Here is a 21,235-nt window from a genome sequence, read left to right on the forward strand (position 1 = left end):
GGTTGGAGGCGAGGCTGGGGGTGGAGGGCCTGCGAGCGCTGGCCCGGGACATCCAAGCCAGCCGGGAGGCGGGCCACTTCGTGGCGGTGGGGGGAGTGGATGCCGCCCTGGCCCTGCGTGAGGCGCGGGGCGATGTGGCCCGGGCCCAGGCGATGATGGCCCGGGCCCGGCCCGGGGCCACGGGCGCGCCAGAGGGGAAGAGTGGGGCGGGGGCGAGTTCCGGGAAGGGGGCCACCGTGGCGGACGACGCCACACGCGCCACCCTCGAGCGGAGTGGTGCCGCGGAACGCTCCTCCGGGGGCATCGCCTCGCTGGTGGACGAGGAGGTGGGCCTCACCCGGGACGTGGTGGAGGCTCGGCTGGCGCTGGTGGAAAGCGAGGCCACGGGTCCGCGTCTACCCAGGGACGTGGTGGTGCTGGAGAGGCAGCAGCCCTCCCTGGAGGCTCCTCCGTCCGGAGCCGAGGGCAACCCGCGTTGGCGTGAGTACGTCGCCTACTACGAGAGGCGGGTGGGGGAACTCGAGCAGGGGAAGGCCGTCGAAGGGCCTCTGCGCTGGGCCGCCTATGAACGGATGTGGGGCGGGTTCACCCGGGGACTCGCCTTCGAGCGCTTCATGGTGAACCTGTTGCGCGAAGACGCGAAACTGCCTCGGGCTCAGCGTCGCTTCCTCGGCGACTTCGACAGGCCTCGCGTTGAAATGCAGGTGGGCGTGAGGAAGCTGGATTCTGGTCTGCGCTACGCAGATGTGCTCGTCATCGAAGAAGGCGCGCTCGGCGGGCGACCACGTCGCGTGGAGACGTTCAGCTTCAAGAGTCGAGATTTGTCGGGACTGAAGTACAACGATCTGAAGGCGCAGATCGTTGCGGATGCGAAGGAAGCTTTGAAGAAGTACGGCGAGACGCTGAATATCCGCCGAGGCTCCCTCCAGTCCCTTTTCCCAGGGGGCAGTGAGGTGCAGGTCCCGAGGGTCCGCCTCATCTACGAGGGAGGCAACCTCAAGCCCAGGGATCCAGACTTCTTGAAGAGAGCCGTGAACGAAACCAGGCAATTGGTCCCGGGTGTGGAGGTGTTGGTCCAATGAAGGCGCTGAGCGTGCATGACTTGCAGCCGGAGGACAGCCTCAAACTCATTTTCGACGCCGCTTTCGACTCGAAAGCGGCACTGAAGAGCGAGTTGGAGCCGCTTCTCCAGTCGCTTGAGAAGTACGCCAACGGGTGGCTGCCGGATGTCGCCGAGGGCAAGCGGCGACGTAAATACGCCCGCGCTGCCATCTGGAAGGCACTGGAGGAGCAGCGCGGCGAAAAAAGCACGTCCATCGGGCTCTATCGCACGAAGTGGCCCGCGTTGGATATGTCGCTCAGTCTCTGGTCTCCACCGCTGCCTCCCAACCTGGGAGTCTTCATCAACGTGAAACCGCTCTCCTTCTTCTCGGAGGTGGAGCGTTGCCGCCACTTCGTGGAGATGGTGCGCACATGGGCCTCGCGCTACCCGGTTGCCTATGCCATGGCCCACAGTACCGATGACAGGGTATTGGCGGGCGCTCCCAATTTCGGCCGCGACGATGAGACTGAATACAGAGACGGTTTCGACAAGATCTACGAGGTGTGCTGGCTCAATGTCTTCGGACCGAAGCTGGTGGAAACCGTCGGCCGCGAGCGCATGTTGTCCACACCGGCCTGGAGGGTGGAGGAACTGCCCAATGGTGGCGTGCTGCTGGTGACGAGGCCCACCGTCACGGACTTCGCCAGCGAGGAGGCGCGCCTCGCCCAGGCCCGTGTTCACTGTCACTTGCGGCCGGACCTGGACTTCCCCACCGTGCTGCGCACCCTGCGCGAGCGCAGCGCGGCGCTCGCCCCCGTGGAGCCCCGCTTCCACCCAGACATGGCTCCGCTCCTCTCGCGCGTGGTGGACGACGTCGCCAGCTACGAGCGGCAGCGGAAGATAGCCGAACTCAACGCATGGCAACCCCCTGAGCCCGAGGAGTGGCGCCCCGCCGACTCCGCCCTGCCTTCGGACGTGGAGGACCCGGAGCGCGCGTGCGCGCACTATCGCTACCTCGCCGAGCACCTCGTGGCCCTGCTGCACACGAAGGTGCCCTCCATCTTCGAGGCGACACCCGCGTCCCTCACGGAGGCCGACTTCTACTTCTGGCACGAGGAGTTCCCAACGAGCCGCCTGCGGGAGAACATCGACGCGCACGCGGTGCCCGCCATTGGCGCCTACCTGGGCCAGGTGCTGGTGCGCCACCTCGGAGGCCGGTGGATTCCGCGCGAGAAGCTCGAGGAGACCCAGGTGCTCGTGGGCCACCGCGTCTGGTTTCCCTTTGTCCGCGCACGTCACTACATGCGCTCGCGCCAGGCGCTCCTGGACTTCTCGCTCACCCAGCTCTACCGGGTGGCCGAGCGGCACCGTTCCTGACGGCCTCCCAAAATCACGCGGGATGCATCGACATTAGCCAAGTCCGAGAGTTGGCAGGGAGCTCCTTGCTGTCATGACTGGAGAGGGGGGCTATCCTGAGGAACGGTGGTGCTACCAACGAGGAACCCCTCATGCCAACGATCAGCCGCGCGCGCTTCTTCGTGAGCCGCGCTGTCATGGAACAGGGCGGCGGGGTGGCGTTGTTGCTGCTGGCCGTCGTCGTGCTGGCGGGGTGCGCCGCGAGCACTGCGCTCGTCCTGGCCGAGGGGACAGGCGGGTCCGGCGCCGCCTCGGGAGAAGCTGTCGCGTGTGGAGAGCAGGCCCTGCCTCCGGGGTGGCCCGAGCTGTCCGCGGGGGATGCCGAGGCGTTGCTGGCCCCCTTCCTGCGATGTGCCTCGCCCGGGGACTACGTGGCGTTGCAGGAGCGGGTGGACATGCCCCGGGTGGTGGAGGCACTGGACGGCTGGAGCGCCGTGCGGCTGGGGGCCCTGGGGCCCATACGCGCGGACGCCGCCGACCTCCTCACCCGCAAGCGCGCCGCCTTCCTGCTCGAGGCCACCGAGCGCTATGGGCACTACCACGCGGAGGTGTTCGCCCTCTTCGTGCTGCACTCGGCCCATGACGACGAGGTGCGCGCGTTGCTGCGCCTGCTGGCTCGGGACAAGCAGTTGGGACAGACGCTGGGGCTGATGCCCACCGTGCGCGAGGAGTTGGAGCGGCGAGGCTTGCCGCTGTCGGCCCATGCGGAGCGGGCCGAGCGGCCCGGTGACGTGCTGCGGGGGCTGGGCCGAGCGGCCCGGGATGCGCTCGCCACCAGCCAGATGAGTGACGGCGGGCGGTACAGCGAATTGTCCGCGCGGTGGAAGCAGTTGCTCGAGCCCTACCAGGAGGCCGCGCACGAGGTGGAGCGGGCCCTGGCGCTGCGGCACTTCAGTCCGGGAAGCGTGGCGGTGGGCAGCTTCGACGCGGTGACGTTCGGCGTGCCGCTGGGCTTCTATTACCTGGTGCTCGGCACGGGGCAGGGGGTGGCCTCGCTGTCCCGGGGCCAGTACGAGCAGGCCACGCGCGAACTGGCTCCGGCCCTGTTGCTCGGGGCGCTGTACGCCGGGGGCCGGGGCCCGCGCGTCCTGTCCGAGGCGCGCGGTGCCCTGGGAACCGGACTGGCCGAGGCGCGCCTGACGGCGCTGAAGGAGTGGGTGGGGCGGTTGGAGGCGAGGCTGGGGGTGGAGGGCCTGCGAGCGCTGGCCCGGGACATCCAAGCCAGCCGGGAGGCGGGCCACTTCGTGGCGGTGGGGGGAGTGGATGCCGCCCTGGCCCTGCGTGAGGCGCGGGGCGATGTGGCCCGGGCCCAGGCGATGATGGCCCGGGCCCGGCCCGGGGCCACGGGCGCGCCAGAGGGGAAGAGTGGGGCGGGGGCGAGTTCCGGGAAGGGGGCCACCGTGGCGGACGACACCGCACGTTCCACCCTCGAGCGGAGTGGTGCCGCGGAACGCTCCGGGGGCATCGCCTCGCTGGTGGACGAGGAAGTGGGCCTCACCCGGGACGTGGTGGAGGCTCGGCTGGCACTGATGGAAAGCGAGGCCACGGGTCCGCGTCTGCCCAGGGACGTGGTGGTGCTGGAGAGGCAGCGGCCCTCCCTGGAGGCTCATCCGCCCGGAGTCGAGGGCAATTCGCGTTGGCGTGAGTACGTCGCCTACTACGAGAAGCGGGTGGGGGAACTCGAGCAGGGGAAGGCCGTCGAAGGGCCTCTGCGCTGGGCCGCCTATGAACGGATGTGGGGCGGGTTCACCCGGGGACTCGCCTTCGAGCGCTTCATGGTGAACCTGTTGCGCGAAGACGCGAAACTGCCTCGGGCTCAGCGTCGCTTCCTTGGGGACTTCGACAGGCCTCGCATCGAGACGTACGTGGGCGTGAAAAAACAGGAGACCGGTTTGCGCTACGCGGATGTGCTCGTCATCGAGGAGGGTGAACTCGGCGGCCGGCCACGTCGGGTCGAGTCATTTAGCTTCAAGAGCCGCAATCTCGCGTTGCTTGAGGAACAAGAGTTGAGAGTACAGATGATGGAGGACGCGAGAGAGGCTCTACGCAAGTACGGCGGAGCGCTGGACATCCGCCGAGACATCCTCCAACCCCTTTTTCGAGGGCAAAGAGAGGTTCCCGTCCAGAGGGTCCGTCTCGTCTACGAAGGGGGCGTGCTCAAGCCCAATGATGAATTCGTGCTGAACGCAATCTTGAGCGCAACGGAGAGAAAGATTCCGGGAGTGGAGGTTCTGTTCCAATGAAGCGGCTGAGCGTGCACGATTTGAAGCCGGAGGACAGCCTCCGACTTGTTTTTGAAGGTGCCTTCGATCCACGTGCGCCACGTGAAAGCGAGCTGACACCTGTCCTCCAAGCTCTCGAGGAACACGCAGATGGGTGGATGCCAGACGTCGCTGAAGGCAAGCGGCGGCGCAAATACACTCGTGCCGCCATCTGGAAGGCATTGGAGGAGTCACGCGACGATGTGTACACGAGTCTCGGGCTCTATCGCACGAAATGGCCCGCGTTGGACATGACTCTTGCCCTCTGGCTGCCCCCTCGTGCGCCCATGTTGGACATCTCCATCAACGCCAAGCCGCTCTCCTTCTTCGCGGAGGCGGAGCGCTGCCTCGAGTTCGTGGAGATGGTACGTGCCTGGGCCTCACGCTACCCGGTCTCCCATGCCGTGGCTCACAGCAATGATGACATCAACCTGGCGAGGTTTCCCCATTTTGGCCGCGACAAGGAAACCTGGTTCCGGGACGGTTTCGACAAGATCTACGAGGTGTGCTGGCTCAACGTCTTCGGACCGAAGCTGGTGGAAACCGTCGGCCGCGAGCGCATGTTGTCCACACCGGCCTGGAGGGTGGAGGAACTGCCCAATGGTGGCGTGCTGCTGGTGACGAGGCCCACCGTCACGGACTTCGCCAGCGAGGAGGCGCGCCTCGCCCAGGCCCGTGTTCACTGTCACTTGCGGCCGGACCTGGACTTCCCCACCGTGCTGCGCACCCTGCGCGAGCGCAGCGCGGCGCTCGCCCCCGTGGAGCCCCGCTTCCACCCAGACATGGCTCCGCTCCTCTCGCGCGTGGTGGACGACGTCGCCAGCTACGAGCGGCAGCGGAAGATAGCCGAACTCAACGCATGGCAACCCCCTGAGCCCGAGGAGTGGCGCCCCGCCGACTCCGCCCTGCCTTCGGACGTGGAGGACCCGGAGCGCGCGTGCGCGCACTATCGCTACCTCGCCGAGCACCTCGTGGCCCTGCTGCACACGAAGGTGCCCTCCATCTTCGAGGCGACACCCGCGTCCCTCACGGAGGCCGACTTCTACTTCTGGCACGAGGAGTTCCCGACGAGCCGCCTGCGGGAGAACATCGACGCGCACGCGGTGCCCGCCATTGGCGCCTACCTGGGCCAGGTGCTGGTGCGCCACCTCGGAGGCCGGTGGATTCCGCGCGAGAAGCTCGAGGAGACCCAGGTGCTCGTGGGCCACCGCGTCTGGTTTCCCTTTGTCCGCGCACGTCACTACATGCGCTCGCGCCAGGCGCTCCTGGACTTCTCGCTCACCCAGCTCTACCGGGTGGCCGAGCGGCACCGTTCCTGACGGCCCCCAAAAAGAAGCTGTGGGGAACTTCGGGACCCCTGATACCAAAAAAACCGACGTCCGCGAAGCCCCGGCAAGTTGCTGCTTACGGGTCCTCTGGCGGATGCCATCCAAGGACTCCAGGCGGTTCGCTGAGTTCGCCTCTTCTTCCTTGCCCGTTCCTCGCTCACAACGTTCCTGGATGCGCCTAGCGCGTGTCCTGAGGGGATGAGGTGGGGGGACTCGAAACGTGCTCAGCGGACCCCATGGGCAGGGGGGAAACTTCCGGTTCCGAGAGAGTGCGTAGGCCCGCGCGAAAATCTCCATCCAAAAAGTCGGAAGGTGTCTATGGGCGTTGACAGGCGGTGCCAATCGGAGAGGAAGAGCCTGAGGGCCTTGCGGGAGCTTCAGGACGCCCAGCGCGGTCTTATGGAACCGAGGGAGCCCGGATGCGCTACCTAGCCGCGCGGGTGGAACACTCGGGAATCGAGCGGGAGGCTGTGGGTATGTTACTCTCCTCTTGCCGGAGGATGAAGAGGGGTGAACATGCCGAAGCTTATCTGGTTATTGCGGTTGTTTACTAAGGTCTGGATAGCTGCTCTGTCAGTATTGTTGGCCGTCAGTGCTCTTGCCACCTTAATGCTAAGGGGTTGGGACGAGTTCGCAGAAATAGGTAGCCCTCACAATTTTTGGGGGTGGATGCTGGTCCTTGCCGCTTACGCTCCAGCCCATTACGCTGAAAAGCTTGCTGTCAAGCTAGAAGAGAGGATTCCTCTCACCAAAGAGATGGCAATAAAAATTGCTGATAGCTACAGCCTTGTAATCAAACAAAAAGGCCATGAGCTTCCTGCATCCAAGAGGCGCATTGGAGAGGCTCTTCGTCTTTTGTCATGTGATGCAAAGCATGAGGAGTTGCGGTTGTTTCAGCTTGGGGCGGCGTATGTCTCCCTCGCGAACTTCCATCACAAGGGAGCGAAGGAAGCACGAAATGCGGAATTCAGCGCCCTCTGCCGGGAATGGAAGTCATGGATAGAATATTTGTGGGACTCCTTTGGCAATCCTGGGGGCGAGTTTGCCGAGTCCTATCCAGAACTCGCAGCTGAAATTGCCGTCAGTCCTTGGATGCCTCAAAAGAAATATAAGGATACTGCGTGAGCTTCCCTTGGAGGTTTATATGATTTGTTCTGCTATTCCTTGCTGCTCTTCACCCTTGCCCTACTCCCTGTTTGCGGCATCAAAAACGACAATAATGATGACTGGGGATAGACCAAGAGCGCCTAAGAAAAATCCAGTCAGAGGGAGGTTCTCCCTCGACGAAAGGGGCTCCGCGCTCATTTTTCATTAGGTGCTCTAAATAATAAATGAAGTGAATTTGGTTCTTGTGCGACTCATCAATGAGCGACAAGACACTTCTATGGCACCACCCATGAGCAGAAGAGGCTTCAAGATTTTCCACAATGGTTGAATCTTATTAGGGGGACGACTTGAACGAATTGGATGAGATTGAAGCTCAAAAGTTATTCTACAGATTTTTGTTTTCTCCGGATGAGGTGAACAGAATTTTTGATGTGAAGAACGTGGACGACTATTTGCTGAAGTTACGTGCGAATCACGTGATGGATAATACTCGCTTGTATCGAGTCATGTTGCATAGGGCGCGCGAGAGCAAAGGGCGGTGGTCTTTTAGTGATCAGTTTAGTCGGAGAGAGTTTGATGCTTTTGTTTCTGAGCTTTCGGAGGATAGAGAGATTGAATGTAAATCTATCGCTGCGGGGTTCGTTTTCTCAAACAATCCAAATGGAGAATGCGTGAGGACTCCGTTCGGCGATTTGATCGTAGTGTCCGAATCGCTTAGGTATTTTCTCTTTTATATGAATTTGTCGTTCATGGATTTGGGATATGATGTGCCGCAGGATGTTAGATTTTCCGCTTTGTTGATCGCCATGCGCACCATGTTGAAGTCTGAAACTCTCGATTTTGACTTGGATCCCCGTGGGCGAATACCAGCCGTTCTGGAAGAACGCTTGAATGTCATAACCATGGCTCAGTTGGAATTTGTTATTGGACATGAATATGCGCACCATATGTTGAAGCATTTGGACTCTGCGGGCACTACTGTTCAGTCCTTATTTATGGCCTTTCGAAATGAGTCAATTGCGGACACCCCGTTGGTGGTGTATAATTACAATCAAAAGCAGGAGTTCGCGGCGGACGAGGGGTCGCTATTTTTGCCCATTCGACAGCGAGAAAGACGTGAATTTATTTTTAGGATGGCGGCATTGTTTTTTGTATATATGGACGTTTTTGACTCAGTACAGGATGAGATTCTGCCGCGAAAGCCATATGCATGGCGGACGCATCCAGATGCGGTTGATAGGATATGGAATCTCTTCGGTTGTCTGCCAAGGAAAAGCAGGAAAAATAGCCTGCGTAGGAAGATTAATAGAGCACTGCGAATGGCAAAAGATAAGAAGGAGCACCTTGCTGAAGGGGTAAGAATTAGTGTCGAGACGTTTGAGACCTATGGTTCTTTTTATCTAGGGCAATGGAGGGGTCCGATTCTTGTTGATCGACGTGATTATTGAGGCACTGCAAACAAGGTGTGCGACGTGTCAGGGCAGTAGGGGAGGTGATTCAGTCCTCTCGGGCTGGTGTGCTTTGGGTCACCTCTAATGCTTAAAAGAACCAGCACTCGCCAGAAGTCCATCCACAATGGCATTGGAGCTGGTGAGGCTGGTCGCATAGGAGTTACTGAATATTAATTATGAAGTACTGCCCCCCGCGTGCTCCCGCTCTGTCTTCCACCTAGTGTGACTTAGAGTTTCTCTTCTACTAGTGTGGGTCTATTAGCAGGGTGCGCCGCCGCTCGACCTAATCACCTAAGCCCCACCGTGATCCTTTGGTTTATTGCCCCTTATCATCCTCGGGGAACAGCTCTCGAAGAGGGACTTTGTAGGCCAGTGCCGCCGCTACGAGCGTCGCCATGGTGAAGTTCGCGCCCCCTTGCTCCATCTTGATCATGTGCTTGGGGTGGACGCCAATGGCTTCGGCTGCTTGTTCCTGAGTGAGTCCACGCTCTAGCCGCAGTTCGCGGAGCCGCTTTCCGACAAGCAGTAACTCCCGTTTGATGGCACGGGCCGTCGGGCCTCGGGTCCATACCTCCGAACGACCGCGCTTGATGGGGGGCTTCCCTGCTTTGGTGGGCACGGGGCGGGCTTACGCAGGGTTGCTCTTGAGCTACACAGTTCATGAACTACGTGACTCGTCAGGTCTCCACAAGGGCCCCGTACCAAGTTAATCCGAAGGGTAGGGTCAGCCCGCTCGGGCTAATTGGAGGAAGTAGCTCATGAGATACGTAGCCTATGTGCTACATGGCCTAGGTAGTTCATAAGCTACGTAGTTTATGAGTTACTGGGGAGGTAGGCCCCGGAAGAGGAAAGGACGGACCGCATGCCCCGCAGTAGGAAGAAGACTCCTGAAGTGCCCACAATCCCCGAGGTGACGAGCCCGGAAGACGTCGGAAGCCCCCAGGCCAGCGAGCCCGACGAACCCGAGGAAGTCGGCCCCAAGGTGGTCAGCCTCGGGCGGGAACTGTCCGCCCTCAACCTCACCCTCCGGGGTGCCCAGCTTCTGACGGACACTGGGCTTTACGGATACCTGGACGTGGGAGGGCAAGGGGACGTCTTCCACTGCGTCTCCGCCACGTTGTCCTTCCTGGGGGCTCGGATGGGCCTGCTTCAGGGCGTTATCAGGCGAGAGGTCAACCCGGCGTTTCTCTGGGCTCCGCATAACGCGGTCGCGGCTCATGAGTCCCGGGATGATGGGGACTTGTTCCTGACCGAGTGGAAGCCCTCTATTGCCCATTAGGTGCTCCAGGGCGTGACCCATGGGGCCCTCGCGGGGCTCCATCGGTCCGGCCTGCCAGAGGCCCTGGGAGGCTCCTGGAGGCTGCGGGCGGTCAGACGGACCCGCCACGCTCCAACGCGGCTCCTACGGCCAGCCAGAGGCCCTGGAGGGCATCCCCAGCGGCTGGCGTGGCTGGGGGCGGGCGGCCCGTGGTCAGGCGGCTACGGCGGAGTCCTTGGGAAAGGCGTAGAGGACACTGGAGCATCCGCCTCCCTTCCAGACGAACTCCAGGGTTCCCCGGTCATGGTTGACCGTCACGCGGGTGAAGAGGCTCCGGAACAGGACGTTGACCCGCTTCCGGTCCATGGGTTCCGCACGGAGCGCTTCCAGGGCCTCTTGAGCGCGACGCTCCACGAAAGGCCCCAACACCACGTCCCGGCGGGCTGCCAGTTCCCGGATTCGTTTCCTCAAGACCTCGCGTTCCGCCTCTGTCTCCTTGATCTCGCCCAGGATGCTCTGGAGCCGGTTGGTTCTATGGGTCTCCCAGAGGTGCGCGAGGTAGTCCTCCACGGCTTCCAGCGTGCCCGCCGCAGAGTCCAGTTGGGCCTGTACGGAATCCCCCTCAGCGCCTCCCGCGCGTGGGTCGCAAAGGAGGGGTTCCGCGTCATGCAAGAGCGCCTGTTTGAGGGTCTCGTAGGGCACGGACTCATAGGGGCATCCCATGCCCGCCCGGGCACGGCGGCAAACCACGTAGCGCCTGCTGTTCACCCCCTTGTTGATCATGTTCATCCGAGCGCCACAGCGAGGGCACGCCAGCAATCCCCCGAAGATGTTCTGCACGTCCCTTCCCGCATTGGCGCCCCGAGCAGGGCTTGACCTACCCTGGCCCATGGCCTGGACCCGCTGGAAGGTCTCGGGGTCCACGATGGCGGGGAAGTATCCAGGCAGGGGTTGAATGGGCTTGCGGAGCCGCTTCCCGTCCTTCCAGTCCGAGGTATGCGGGGTGAACGTTCCCATCACGGCGGGGTTGTTCAGGAGCCGGTACGTGTAGGAACGGTGCCAGCGGCCCGCCTTGCCGAACAGGGGGATTCCATCGCGGTTCAATCCCGCTGTGATGGCGCGTTGCCCCCGGCCTTCCAGGGTCTCCCGATAGACCCGCTGAACGACGGCGGCCCGTTCCGGGATGACGTCCCACTTCCCCGTGTTCCGGTTCAGCCGAAGCCATCCCGGACATTTCGCCGTCATGGGCTTGGAAGAGGCCTGCTCGCGCTTTCCGGTCCACGCGGCCTGAAGAAGGCCCGACTTCCGGGCGCTCTCTTCATTGGCCCGGATGAAGATCAAGAGGCTCATGATGAGCGAGAAGGGGTCCTTCTCCAGAAGCTCCTGGTGGTAGGTCCGGCCATCGCTCAGCGTGACCACGGTAATGCCCAGTTCGCAGAGGTCTTCCAGGAGCCGCTGGGCCTTCCGGGCCGCCTGTCGGCTGAGCCGGTCCAGGGATTCCACCAGGAGGAACGAGCCGCGCTCGACCATTCCGCATTCCACAGCGGCCTTGAACTCCCCCAGCTTCCCGGTCTCGGCGTTCTTCCCCCGGAACGCGGATACCCCCAGGTCGTGGAAACTCAGCTCCCCCAGCTCCACGTCCTTGTTCTTCGCCAGCCACTCCTGGGTCAGTGCGGTCTGCCGCCTGTAACTGTCCCCCTTCATCTGCTCGGGGGTGCTGAAGCGCAAATAGCTATAAGCCTTGGGCATCGGGCTGCTCCGGTCATGAGCGAAAGTGGGAGACCCGCTGTCCTGAGTACTCACCTACTAGTGGGGGTCTAGGCGGTGTAGGTCCGGAACGACGGGTCCCGAAGCCCCCAAAAAGAATCGGGGAGGAGCCGCCCCCAGCAGCTCCTCCCCGACGAACTCCCCCTGATTCCGCCCCCGACCCGCCACCCGACCCGCCCGACCCGCCCGTCCAACCCCGACCCGCCCCAAAACCCTCCGACCCGCCACCCGACCCGCCCGACCCGCCCGTCCAACCCCGTTCCGCCCCACCACCCCCGGCCGCCCGTCCTGCCCCGCTGCCTTCCTGAAAGAGGTATGAGCATTCGCCGTGCCAATGGCACCTCACCGCCAGTCGCCTGGAATCTCGGGCGCTTGGTACGTGGAGGCCGTCCCCCTCGCCCTCGAGGGCGGTAAGTCTTACGCGCAGCGGTTCTTGTCCCGCCGGAACTTCCCCGAACGGCACCCTCCCGGACTCGCGACCCGGGAAGGAAGCGAGCGCAGCGCTGTCGGGGCAGGTCGTCGAATCACCCTGAAGTCTTACCTTGGAGGACAGGGTGGACAGATGGGAGGAGCACGGATTCCATCCTCCGGCCCGAGCGGTGTCCGACCCGGAGTTCTGGCGCCTGGTGGCTCGGGAGGGGTGGTGCGTGAAGCCCGAGGCTCCCTTCACCAACGTGGGCTTGCGCTGCACACGGGGACATCGTGGCGGATTGCCACAGGCCCTTCTTGAAGGGCCACCGGGCGACGCGAGCCAGGAACGCCCCTCGGAAGACCCCGGTGGGCGGTGCGGCCTCGCGCTCGGGAGTGAGGCGGAACGCCACAACCGGTCCTCCCTCGTCCGCGGACGGCTCCCCAGGGAAGGAGGATTGGCATGTCACTCGCAATGCTCGGGAGGGTTCTTCGCACGCGAGGTTGGCCCGATGAAGATGCAATCCAAGGTGGTGGTGCTCGCGGTGATGGGGGCTGTCCTGGTGGCCAGCGCGAGCGCCCTTTCCCGCCAGCCGACGTTCGCCGCCAGTGTTGGCCTCATGGTGGTGAGCCTGATGGGGGTCTGGGCGACGCTGCACGGGCAGCCGCTGCGCCGGGCGTATGGGTTGGAGGAGGAGGGGATGGGCCTGGGCGAGTTCGCGCGGTGGACGCCGGTGAGCCCCGGTGCCGGGTTCCCGCGAGCGGTGGAGGACGGGAGTGAGACGCGCCGCCGCAACGCCGAGCTGGAGAAGGCGGTCCGGCAGCGGACGTCCGAGCTGGAGCTGGCCAACGCGCGGCTCGGCGAGCAGTTGCGGCAGCTCCAGGTCGCGCAGGCGCGGCGGCTCTCCACCGAGCGGTGGGGCGCGCTCCACCAGCTCTCGGTGGGCCTGAGTCATGAGCTGAGCGATCCGCTCACCATCCTCCTGGGCAACATCGACTACGTCCAATTGCAGCTCGGGCTGTCGGGGGCGAGCTGCCCGGAGGAGCAGTCGAGGATGAGCGAGGCTCTCGCCGATGCGCGCCAGGTGGCCGAGCGCATCCGCCGCATGGCGGAGGATCTCGAGAGGCTCTCCGTGCCGGCGGACCTGGAGGAAGGCCCGGTGGACGTCATGGCCACCCTGCGCGGCGCGATGGAGAAGGCGGCGCTCGAGAGCGAGGGCCGGGCGCGGTGGGTGTCGGTGTTGCACGCGGTGCCGCGGGTGCGGGGCGACCGGGCACGGCTGCACCAGGTGTTCCAACACCTGTTCACCCACGCGGCCCGTGAGCTCCCGCTGGAAGGGGAGGTGCCGATGCCGCTCCAGCTCTCCGTGCGGATGTCCAACGCCTCGCGGGTCGTCGTGGAGATGAGCGCGGGGAGCGGCCTGCCCGAGCAGAAACCGGAGCGGGTCTTCCATCCGTTCGTCGCCCCCCGGCCCCCGGGAGTGGGCACGGGCCTGGAGCTGGCGGTGTGCCATCGCCTCGTCACCGCGCTCGGGGGTGAGCTGTCCGTGCACGACGAGCCGGGCCGTGGCTCCTTCTTCCGGGTGGAGTTGCCGACGTTCCAGGACGCCTGACGCCCACTTCCAGCTCCCGGAGGTTGGGAGCTGGCGCATCAAGTCGATTGATCACCCACGTGAGTGTCAATGATTGACGCTCACTTTGTCATTGGGCCGCGAAGCTCCTTGGCCGTCCCCCGCTGGTCAGCAGTTGGCGGGCAAGACTTCACTCCGCCGCGGCATTGCGTCGCTGCTACTTCGAAATACTTCGCCGGGGAGTCTGGCCCATGAGGCGGTGCCGGGACTGGCTCCGGCACGTTCTGCACCACGACTGGGGACGAACGTGGCGTCGCTGCATGAGCCGGTAACCGAAATCCTGCTCAATGGGCCCGTAATGGTGGCAACGCGGGCAGCTCTTCTTCTTGTTGTCGTTGCTCATGAAACACACCTCTCCTTTGCGAACTGCTGTTCTGGGCAGACGGCGGCAGCACTGACAAATGTCTGAGGGGTGGGCACCCCGTACGAGCGGTGTCTGTCTCTTTAGGCGGTTACTTGTTGAGCGCGACCCCCCAAAGAGGAAATCGGCGCGCTTTGCTGTCACACGGTGCGAGGGATATTCCCCTGCATCGAGTGTAGAGATGTCTTACCCTTGCCTACTTTTCTTGTCAAGAGGGCCCGCCATCATGAGTGGGATGTAGGAGTCAAGGTTCTTGTGAGACGGATCGCTTCTGACGCCGGGTCTCGGTGGGCAGGGGCCTTGAGACAGAGAGGTCAGGGCGACTGGCGGAGTGGTGCCAATGTCATCGACGTGTTAGGTTGCGTCCTCGCCATCGGGCAGGGCGAGGAGACGCAAGGGTGTTCACCAATTCCGGGACGATGTACCCGGGCGCGCTGGCGCCGGGGACACAGGTGGGCCGCTGGCGCGTGGTGGAGCGGTTGGGGGTGGGGGGCCAGGGCGCTGTCTACCGCGTGGAGGACATGGCGCACCCCGGCGACTTCTACGCGCTCAAGCTCGCGCTGCACGCCCATGACGGGCGGGCTGAGCGGGAGGTGGCGCTGGTGATGACCCGGGCGGTGCACCCACACGTGGTGGGCTTCCACGGTTGTGCCCGTTGGCCCCACCCTCGTGAGGGCTGTCTGGGCTTCGTGATGGATTGGATCTCCGGTCTGCCCCTGCACCTATGGGCCGAGACGGGCGACACCACCTTCCGGCAACTCGCCGTCGCGGGTGCCACGGTAGCTCTCACCTTGGGCGAACTGCACGCTCGGGGCGTCCTGCATCGCGACCTCAAGCCCGAGCACATCCTGATGCGGGAGTCGGATGGCCAGCCGGTGCTGCTCGACTTCGGTGTGGGCTGGTACGAGGGCGCGCATCCCCTCACCACGGGCCCTCTTCCACCGGGCACCTTGCACCTGCTCAGCCCCGAGGCCGTGCGCTTTTTATGGAACAGCGCCAAGAGTCCCGGCGAGCACTACACCTTTCAAGCCACGGACGACCTGTACGCGCTGGGCGTGTGCTTGTACCGGGCGGTCACCGGGCACTATCCCCTCAACGAGAACCTCTATGCGGACCTGTTGCAGTACGCCATCGTCCATGTGCGGCCATTGGCGCCCGTGGAGGTCAATCCCCGGGTGCCCCGGGCGCTGAGTGATGTGATTGTGCGACTGTTGGAGAAGGAGCCCCAGGCGCGCTACCCGAGTGGTGCGGCGGTGCACGAGGCCCTGGTCGCGGCTGTCTCCGGTGAGCCGGAGGGGTGGGACGTGCCTCTCTTCGATTGGGAGGAGGCGCCGCCAGCTCAGGAGGGCGACAAACCTCAGCGGCGCATTCTGCGTCCCGCCAGACCCAAGCCTTCCTGGACGTCTCCGCCTCCCAAACCTCGTTCCACCACTGGGCTCACCGTGGAACGAAGCCGCTGGCCGACGAGACTCGCGCTTGCCACGGCAGTGCTGTTGGCGCTGGTTCCCATGACGTTCGCTCCACGCATTGCTCCGAGAGTTCCCACCGCGGAGGAGGCCTGGGCGACGGATGTGCATGTGGATCCGGCGCCCGCCCGGTATGAGCAGGCGCCCCTGCCGGTGAGGAATCAGAAGAGGGCCCCATGTACGGCGAGGCTTGAAATCGAACTGTCCGGTGCGTGCTGGGTTTCGCTCAGGCAACGGCCTCCAAACTGTCCACCGCAGACGGTCGAGTATGACGGCCAGTGTTTCTTGCCCGTGGCGGTACCACGCCCTGTTCCCAGTAGCGTGGATGGGGGCGCACCAGACGAGTAGTGAAAGTTGGAGAGCAGACTCCCATGACCTCTCGGAGGGAAGATGAGTGATGGCCATGCATGGCAGGGCCACTGGAGGGCCCGCCTGAACGAGCGGGTTCGCGAGCGGGGTTACGATGCGCTCACCGCCTTCGCCGAGGCGCGCCCCACCGCGTCGCTGGTGGAATTGGCCGAGGCTCTTGGAGAGGAGGACGTCAACGCAGTGCAGGTGTGCAGCGGACTGGCGGCCGAGGCTGAACAAAACCATCAGCTCACACGTCTGGTTCGTGGACAATTCGTGCGTGAGTTGTCTGATGGTCTCCCTGAGGGTTGGCCGGCCGTACTGGACGACATGAACCGTTTCGAGGTCGCCATGGCACTCGCCCGATGGAAGAGCTACACCCCAGAAACCCACAAGGCACGCGTCGATCAGGCCAGCGATACGCTCTTCGCCACGCCGCCGCCGCCGGGTTGGCGCCCACTCGGTCCCGACGACGAGTTGCTCCTCTCTCTCTTGCCTGACGAGGAGGTTTGAACTACCCCCACGCCCGTGCCGGCCTGGAAGGTGCCGCCCGCCGGCACTCAATCCAGAGAATCGCGGGACGCCGCGTTCGCGGGCGAGATGAAGTTCACGGCCCTCCTCGCCGACAGGCTCGAGGACAACGAACTGGGCTCGAGCCTGTCACTCCAGAACCTCGCGGCGTTCATCGAGTGAGTTCACCGCGGACTCTCGAGCGGCTCACCGCTCGCAGCGCAGTGCCACCGCGTGAGGGTTGTCGAGGTAGTCCTGCCAGAAGGCCCGGCCGAACTTCGAAATCCCCTCGGGCGAGCACTCGGGACGCGTCCAGGTGAGGGTGCGGAAGCCGGCCTCGCGCAGCGCTCGCTCGTACGTGTCCCGGCTCCAGTGGGAGAAGTGGATGGTGAAGGGGCTCTTCGTGTGCAGCTCCGCGGAGATCGCCTGTCCTTCCCGAGGGGTCTCTGGGTAGTCCAACATCGTGATTCCGTAGCGGGTGCTGTTGGGGCCCTTCGCGCTGAACTCGGGGTTGAAGGCGTAGGTGACGAAGCTGCCCCCCGGCTTCACGTGGTCATGGATGTTCCGGCACATCCGAAGCAGGTGCTCGGGCGAGTTCGCATAGTGCAACAGGTAGATGGCCGTCACGACGTCGAACGAGCCCAGCGAGGGCATGTCGGCCACGTCGGACACGTGGTAGTCGATGCCCAGCGGTTGCGCGGCTTCGTACTCCCGGGCACCGCGAATCATCTCCTCCGAGATATCCACCCCCACCACCCGCGCGGCGCCTCGCGTCTTGAACTGCCGCGTGTACAGCCCATCACCACAGGCCAGATCGAGGACGTTCCTTCCCTCGAGTGGGCCGAGCGCCTTGAAGAAGGTGTATCCCTCGATGTACTCCGAGCGCACCGGCAGTACGTCCCAATCCGCGACCTTGTTTCCAATCTGATCGTATTGTGCCGACATCTCCCGCTTCCTTACCTGGCCGAACTCGAGCAGGGGTGCACGGCATGTTACGCCAACGGGCCTTCACCGGGGCTGGGATCCGCTGTCACGGAGGCGCACCTGGCAGCGGGGAGGGGGGTGGGCGCTCCGGGCTCAATCGGTGGCGGGCTCCAGGTGGGCCAGGAACTCCAGGGCGCTGACGCCGGGCATGAAGAAGTAGCCCCCGCCCTTCATGGTCACGAAGCTCTGGATGCCCGTCATGCATCGCCGCAGCGGCGTCATGGGGATCGTCATCATGCCGCTCTCCTGGTTCGACGAGACGGGATCCCGCTCATCGTACAGCCGCCCGAACTTCTCGTTGTGCAACCAGCTCTGCTGGATGAACTCGAACTGCCGGCCGAGCTGGGCGTTGAGCGCGATGAAGATCAGCCCCTGCTCCGGGGAGGCGTTCTCCGCCTGGGGCTCACCGCGATAGGGAATGCCGCGGCGGAGGATCCGGTGCCGCCGGCTCACTTGTCTGGACAGACCCGGCTCTGGCTCGATTGAGTCGCGCGGATTGGCGCGCCGGACGTGAGACGTCACCGGGCAGCCCAGACCCGCGGCATCCTCCTGGCTGTAGTTGAAGGCATTGGAGTGTCCGTGGGGTCCCGGCTCGGGGGCCTCGTGTTGACCCGGCTTCAAGGGGGCGCCATTGGACCAGCGTCCCATGAGCTTGGCCTTCAACCACTCCTTCTTCTTCGCGTCGTCCTGGGGGCAGCCGTCGACGATTTCCTTGCTCTTCTCCTCCACGAACGCGTTGAAGCCGTCGACGTCCTGCTGGAGCTTGCGCAGCACGAGATAGGAGCCGTTGAGACCCAGATCCTTGCGCCCCGCCAGCTGCGCCGCGTTGAGCCGGCCGAGGGCATCCCTGTTCGCGCGGACGGTCGGCGAGAGCGGCTTCTCTTGATATTCATTGTCATGACCCAGGATGAACTCACCCGCGGCGATGGGGCTGTCGTCGTCCTCGGGATGGCGCCCGGGCTTCCGGAATCCCTGGATCACCGGCTGGGAGATTCCATCCTGGAAGCCAAAGGGCTCCCGGAAGGAGACCCGCCCGTCCTGGTCCCTCGAGTGGGCGGCGCGCTGACAGGAGAGTTCCTGAACACCCGCCTTCGCGAGCAGCGTCCGCTGGTGGGCCAGCCGGGTGTTCAGCTCGTCCTCGTTCCGGGCATAGAGCATCAACAACACATGGAGGTCCTCGTCGCGCGGGCCCCCGGAACGCGTGCCGCCGAACTCCCAATGTTCGGGAGCGCTCGACCCGGTATCGCCGAGCACGTGGGCCCGTGCGGCCATGCCCTTGCGGAACTCGTAGGGGAACGTCTGGAGCGCGTCCTCGTCCAGGCCCAGGGCTTTCAGGCCGTGCCAGGTGAACGCCACGTTCAGACACGCGGTCCACCGCTCGAGCCGCTCACTGGGGATCTCCGCCGCCGTCGTGAGTTCCCCTTTCAGCATCTCCCGGATCCACGCTCGGAACGGACCCGCGTCCTGGATCCTCAACAGCAGAAAGGCGGCGGTCGCCATGCGCTTGTAGCCATGGACGATGAGCCCCTGGACGTCGTCCAGCTTCACGGGAGGCGGGGGTGGAATGGCCTTCGGAGCGGCGGCTCCTGAGAGGAGTCTGCGCGCGTAGGACACCCAGCTTCCGGGCAGTGACATGAGGAGTTCTCCTGTGAAGGGTTTGGGTTGGACGGAGGTGGATGGAGCGCAGCCGCTCCTGGAGGATGGAGAAGGCCTGACGAAGGCTCAGCAGCTTCTCCTGATAGGGAAAGCGGCCCTGTTCCAGATAGGTCTTCAGGGACTGGCGCATGGGCTCGTTCTCTGGACGGCTCAAGTCTTCCAGGGTGAGGACCCGGCGCAGCTCGAGGGCCTCGTGGAGATCCGTGACGGCCACGGCCGTGGGGGGCGCCTCGCCATGGAGCAGGGCGCTGTAGTGGACGAGGGTGGGGCATTGCACGCCGCGGATCCACTCCTTGAAGGGCTCCACGAAGGGCCGGCCCGAGGGAAAGCCTTTCGAGCCGCTCCAGATGAGCTTGAGGAAGTTGCTCACATCTTCGTGGTTCACGAACGCGTCGATATAGGCTTCCCAGCTCTCGTCGTAGGTGACGATGAACAGCAACTGCCGCTGCGCGCCGCGCTGGAAGATCGCCCACCGCGCGAAGTGGATGACCCGCATGTCGTTCATGCCCACCAGGTTGCGTTTCAGCCGCCAGTTGACGAGCCCCATGAAGAAGCGTTGCCGGAGCCGGCCGAGCGCGCTGTCGGGGACGTCGGTGACGAGGATCATCGAGTTCTGGATGGGCCCCTGCCGCGCCTCGATCTCCTCGCGCAACGCGTCGGGGATGGTGACGTGCTCGACCGTCTGGAGCGGACGCGCGAACCGGTTCTTGAGCTGGACGAGCAGGCGCAAGGGCTTGTCGACGAAGAGGTAGGTGAGGGTCGCGAGGGCCGCTTCGATGAGGGCGGCGCTCTGGTTGCGTGACCACTCCGGAGTGGTCACGCGCGCGAGGTGGGGGTCGAGGTGTTCGCGCAGATCGTCGTACAAGGAGGTGGGCTCGAGCCGCTCCAGAAAGGGACGCCGGTGCGGGTTGTTCAAATAGGCCTCGGCCCGCGCGCGCAGCTCCTGCAACTCCCGGATCGCCGGAACGGAGGCGACGCGGTAGGCGAAGTCGACGTGCCGTGTGCTGTAGGGCACCGCGTGCTTCAGCAGGTACTCCTTGACCTGCGTGGGCCGGGCCAGCCCCTCCTCCGGGTAGCCCTCGCAGTGGGCGTAGAGCTCATCGAAGGTCGTGTCTCCCGACAGGGAGGACTGGGCGGCGAGTGCGTCCACGAGCAACTCGAGGGAGGCGCGGAGCTGTTCGCGCCCATGGAGCGAGGCGGACAGGCGCAGGTCGGCACCGAAGAGCAGGTAGCAATCCTCGCGAGGCCCGGCCGGTGGGCCGTCCCAGGGCGCGCCGCCGAGGATGCCCCAGTGCGCGAAATAGAGCGCATGGATGGCTCGAAGCGGTTGGGACTGACGCGCCTGGATGGTTCGATCCAGCCTGCGCAGCGTGGAGGTCAACCCCTCCACGGCTTCAGGACGGATCTTCGTGATGATGCTCAGTGTGCCGTGGAACATGAGGAGTCACCCAGTCCGAAGAGGAGCGTGGTACGTGTTGAACATGAATGGCGAGACGCCTTGGCTGGTGGGGTCTGCCGCCGGGCGTCGGAGTGGGCGAGCACCCGACGCACCAGGCCCTCGAACTCTTCCAGGGGAGAGCTCTTGGGCACGAACCGAGCGCCCGGAGCATGGGGGTCTCCCGAGGAGCTGTGGAGGATGATGGGAATGTCGTGCAGGCGCTCGTCCGCGTGGAGTGCGTGGCACAACTCCAGCCCGTCCATGCGGGGCATCATCCAATCCGTCACCACCAGCTCCGGTGGGGACTGCCGGGCGAGGGACAGGGCCTCACGTCCGTCGTGCGCCTCGATCACCCGGTAATCCATCTGCTCCAGCACCTCCCGGAAGAGGTCGAGCAGATCTTGTTCATCATCAACCAGGAGAATCGTTCGCATGATGCCCTCCGCTTTGTTTCGAAATGTCTCTCCCTACACGGAAGGAGTTTGACTACCTTCTCTGTGATGCCGTTCGGACATGCATGAAGATGTCCGTGAAGATGGGAATGGGAGGGCCGGAGGGAGTGTCTGGGGAGGCGGGCGGTGCCAGGGGTTGTCTGTCCGCCACCTGTTCATGCGTGCGAGCCTGCCCTGGCCGGGGAGGGTGTCTCCTTTGTCTTTGTCGAAGGGGGGGACCTGGGGAGGGCTCGCCTGGGTCGACGGCCATTCCTTGCTCACGTTCGCGCTGGTTCTTAATCCTTCTTGATCCTGGGATGAGGCGTTGCGCCAGGCGGTCCGGCGGGAACACCGGAGGGCGAACGGATGCGT

16 protein-coding genes and 1 pseudogene are annotated in these 21,235 nt (G+C 64.2%); 11 read left to right on the plus strand and 6 right to left on the minus strand.

Translation table 11 applies throughout. The annotated features are described in order from the left end of the window. The 6 genes and pseudogenes from D187_RS56505 to D187_RS55755 all read left to right on the plus strand — a co-directional run. Nucleotides 1-1,082, plus strand: a pseudogene (locus D187_RS56505) (hypothetical protein); the annotation flags it as partial. After that, nucleotides 1,079-2,419, plus strand: a complete 1,341-nt coding sequence (locus D187_RS35895; RefSeq protein WP_020918501.1) for a hypothetical protein — start codon at nucleotides 1,079-1,081, stop codon at nucleotides 2,417-2,419. The pseudogene D187_RS56505 and the gene D187_RS35895, both read left to right, overlap by 4 nt. A gap of 131 nt (nucleotides 2,420-2,550) precedes the next feature. Beyond that, nucleotides 2,551-4,701: a hypothetical protein gene (locus tag D187_RS35900; RefSeq protein ID WP_020918502.1), complete on the plus strand. Its 2,151-nt coding sequence runs from the start codon at nucleotides 2,551-2,553 to the stop codon at nucleotides 4,699-4,701. Then, a complete protein-coding gene (locus tag D187_RS35905) occupies nucleotides 4,698-6,038 on the plus strand; it encodes a hypothetical protein (RefSeq protein ID WP_020918503.1) in 1,341 nt (446 codons plus the stop codon). Before D187_RS35900 ends, D187_RS35905 begins: the two co-directional genes overlap by 4 nt. Nucleotides 6,039-6,563: 525 nt before the next feature. Further along, nucleotides 6,564-7,172 (plus strand): hypothetical protein, encoded by a 609-nt coding sequence (locus D187_RS55750; RefSeq protein ID WP_155893833.1) that lies wholly within the window; start codon nucleotides 6,564-6,566, stop codon nucleotides 7,170-7,172. A 329-nt stretch (nucleotides 7,173-7,501) separates the two neighbouring features. Continuing rightward, nucleotides 7,502-8,602, plus strand: a complete 1,101-nt coding sequence (locus D187_RS55755) for a M48 family metalloprotease (protein WP_155893834.1) — start codon at nucleotides 7,502-7,504, stop codon at nucleotides 8,600-8,602. A 319-nt stretch (nucleotides 8,603-8,921) separates the two neighbouring features. Here D187_RS55755 and D187_RS59370 read toward each other — a convergent pair whose 3' ends face one another. Continuing rightward, a complete protein-coding gene (locus tag D187_RS59370) occupies nucleotides 8,922-9,224 on the minus strand; it encodes a helix-turn-helix transcriptional regulator (RefSeq protein WP_076606291.1) in 303 nt (100 codons plus the stop codon). Nucleotides 9,225-9,467: 243 nt separating this feature from the next. On the opposite strand from D187_RS59370, the gene D187_RS35915 reads away from it, so the two are divergent. Then, a complete protein-coding gene (locus D187_RS35915; RefSeq protein WP_043433185.1) occupies nucleotides 9,468-9,884 on the plus strand; it encodes a hypothetical protein in 417 nt (138 codons plus the stop codon). 192 nt (nucleotides 9,885-10,076) lie between these two features. On the opposite strand, the gene D187_RS35920 is transcribed toward D187_RS35915, so the two are convergent. Next, on the minus strand, nucleotides 10,077-11,612 hold the full coding sequence (locus D187_RS35920) for a recombinase family protein (protein ID WP_002643382.1): 1,536 nt from the start codon (nucleotides 11,610-11,612) through the stop codon (nucleotides 10,077-10,079). Between the two features lie 938 nt (nucleotides 11,613-12,550). On the opposite strand from D187_RS35920, the gene D187_RS35925 reads away from it, so the two are divergent. The 4 genes from D187_RS35925 (at nucleotide 12,551) to D187_RS55760 (ending at nucleotide 16,537) form a co-directional block, all read left to right on the plus strand. After that, nucleotides 12,551-13,651 carry a sensor histidine kinase gene (locus tag D187_RS35925; protein WP_002627580.1) on the plus strand — a complete coding sequence of 367 codons (1,101 nt, stop codon included), beginning with the start codon at nucleotides 12,551-12,553 and terminating at the stop codon, nucleotides 13,649-13,651. Between the two features lie 777 nt (nucleotides 13,652-14,428). Then, nucleotides 14,429-15,844, plus strand: a complete 1,416-nt coding sequence (locus D187_RS35930) for a serine/threonine protein kinase (RefSeq protein WP_002627579.1) — start codon at nucleotides 14,429-14,431, stop codon at nucleotides 15,842-15,844. Between the two features lie 42 nt (nucleotides 15,845-15,886). After that, complete coding sequence (locus D187_RS35935) at nucleotides 15,887-16,357, plus strand: hypothetical protein (protein WP_002627578.1); 471 nt, start codon at nucleotides 15,887-15,889, stop codon at nucleotides 16,355-16,357. 15 nt (nucleotides 16,358-16,372) lie between these two features. Next, nucleotides 16,373-16,537 carry a hypothetical protein gene (locus tag D187_RS55760; protein ID WP_002627577.1) on the plus strand — a complete coding sequence of 55 codons (165 nt, stop codon included), beginning with the start codon at nucleotides 16,373-16,375 and terminating at the stop codon, nucleotides 16,535-16,537. A gap of 24 nt (nucleotides 16,538-16,561) precedes the next feature. Here D187_RS55760 and D187_RS35940 read toward each other — a convergent pair whose 3' ends face one another. From D187_RS35940 to D187_RS35950, 4 genes are all read right to left on the minus strand, one after another. After that, entirely contained in the window at nucleotides 16,562-17,299 is a 738-nt protein-coding gene (locus tag D187_RS35940; protein ID WP_002627576.1) for a class I SAM-dependent methyltransferase, read from the minus strand. Between the two features lie 132 nt (nucleotides 17,300-17,431). Then, nucleotides 17,432-18,838: a Dyp-type peroxidase gene (locus tag D187_RS35945; RefSeq protein WP_063725068.1), complete on the minus strand. Its 1,407-nt coding sequence runs from the start codon at nucleotides 18,836-18,838 to the stop codon at nucleotides 17,432-17,434. Continuing rightward, nucleotides 18,726-20,432 carry a hypothetical protein gene (locus tag D187_RS50880; RefSeq protein ID WP_002627574.1) on the minus strand — a complete coding sequence of 569 codons (1,707 nt, stop codon included), beginning with the start codon at nucleotides 20,430-20,432 and terminating at the stop codon, nucleotides 18,726-18,728. Before D187_RS50880 ends, D187_RS35945 begins: the two co-directional genes overlap by 113 nt. After that, nucleotides 20,414-20,866 carry a response regulator gene (locus D187_RS35950; protein WP_002627573.1) on the minus strand — a complete coding sequence of 151 codons (453 nt, stop codon included), beginning with the start codon at nucleotides 20,864-20,866 and terminating at the stop codon, nucleotides 20,414-20,416. Before D187_RS35950 ends, D187_RS50880 begins: the two co-directional genes overlap by 19 nt. Nucleotides 20,867-21,235: the final 369 nt, after the last annotated feature.

Origin of the sequence: Cystobacter fuscus DSM 2262, from assembly GCF_000335475.2 — a bacterium.
Taxonomy (GTDB): Bacteria; Myxococcota; Myxococcia; order Myxococcales; family Myxococcaceae; genus Cystobacter; species Cystobacter fuscus.

Bases quoted from the DNA above. Each gene is read 5' to 3' on its own strand.
- D187_RS35895 (WP_020918501.1), top strand. From the start codon at position 1,079: ATGAAGGCGCTGAGCGTGCATGACTTGCAGCCGGAGGACAGCCTCAAA.
- D187_RS35900 (WP_020918502.1), top strand. From the start codon at position 2,551: ATGCCAACGATCAGCCGCGCGCGCTTCTTCGTGAGCCGCGCTGTCATG.
- D187_RS35905 (WP_020918503.1), top strand. From the start codon at position 4,698: ATGAAGCGGCTGAGCGTGCACGATTTGAAGCCGGAGGACAGCCTCCGA.
- D187_RS55750 (WP_155893833.1), top strand. From the start codon at position 6,564: ATGCCGAAGCTTATCTGGTTATTGCGGTTGTTTACTAAGGTCTGGATA.
- D187_RS35915 (WP_043433185.1), top strand. From the start codon at position 9,468: ATGCCCCGCAGTAGGAAGAAGACTCCTGAAGTGCCCACAATCCCCGAG.
- D187_RS35920 (WP_002643382.1), bottom strand. From the start codon at position 11,612: ATGCCCAAGGCTTATAGCTATTTGCGCTTCAGCACCCCCGAGCAGATG.
- D187_RS35925 (WP_002627580.1), top strand. From the start codon at position 12,551: ATGAAGATGCAATCCAAGGTGGTGGTGCTCGCGGTGATGGGGGCTGTC.
- D187_RS35935 (WP_002627578.1), top strand. From the start codon at position 15,887: ATGAGTGATGGCCATGCATGGCAGGGCCACTGGAGGGCCCGCCTGAAC.
- D187_RS35940 (WP_002627576.1), bottom strand. From the start codon at position 17,299: ATGTCGGCACAATACGATCAGATTGGAAACAAGGTCGCGGATTGGGAC.
- D187_RS35945 (WP_063725068.1), bottom strand. From the start codon at position 18,838: ATGGCGACCGCCGCCTTTCTGCTGTTGAGGATCCAGGACGCGGGTCCG.
- D187_RS50880 (WP_002627574.1), bottom strand. From the start codon at position 20,432: ATGTTCCACGGCACACTGAGCATCATCACGAAGATCCGTCCTGAAGCC.
- D187_RS35950 (WP_002627573.1), bottom strand. From the start codon at position 20,866: ATGCGAACGATTCTCCTGGTTGATGATGAACAAGATCTGCTCGACCTC.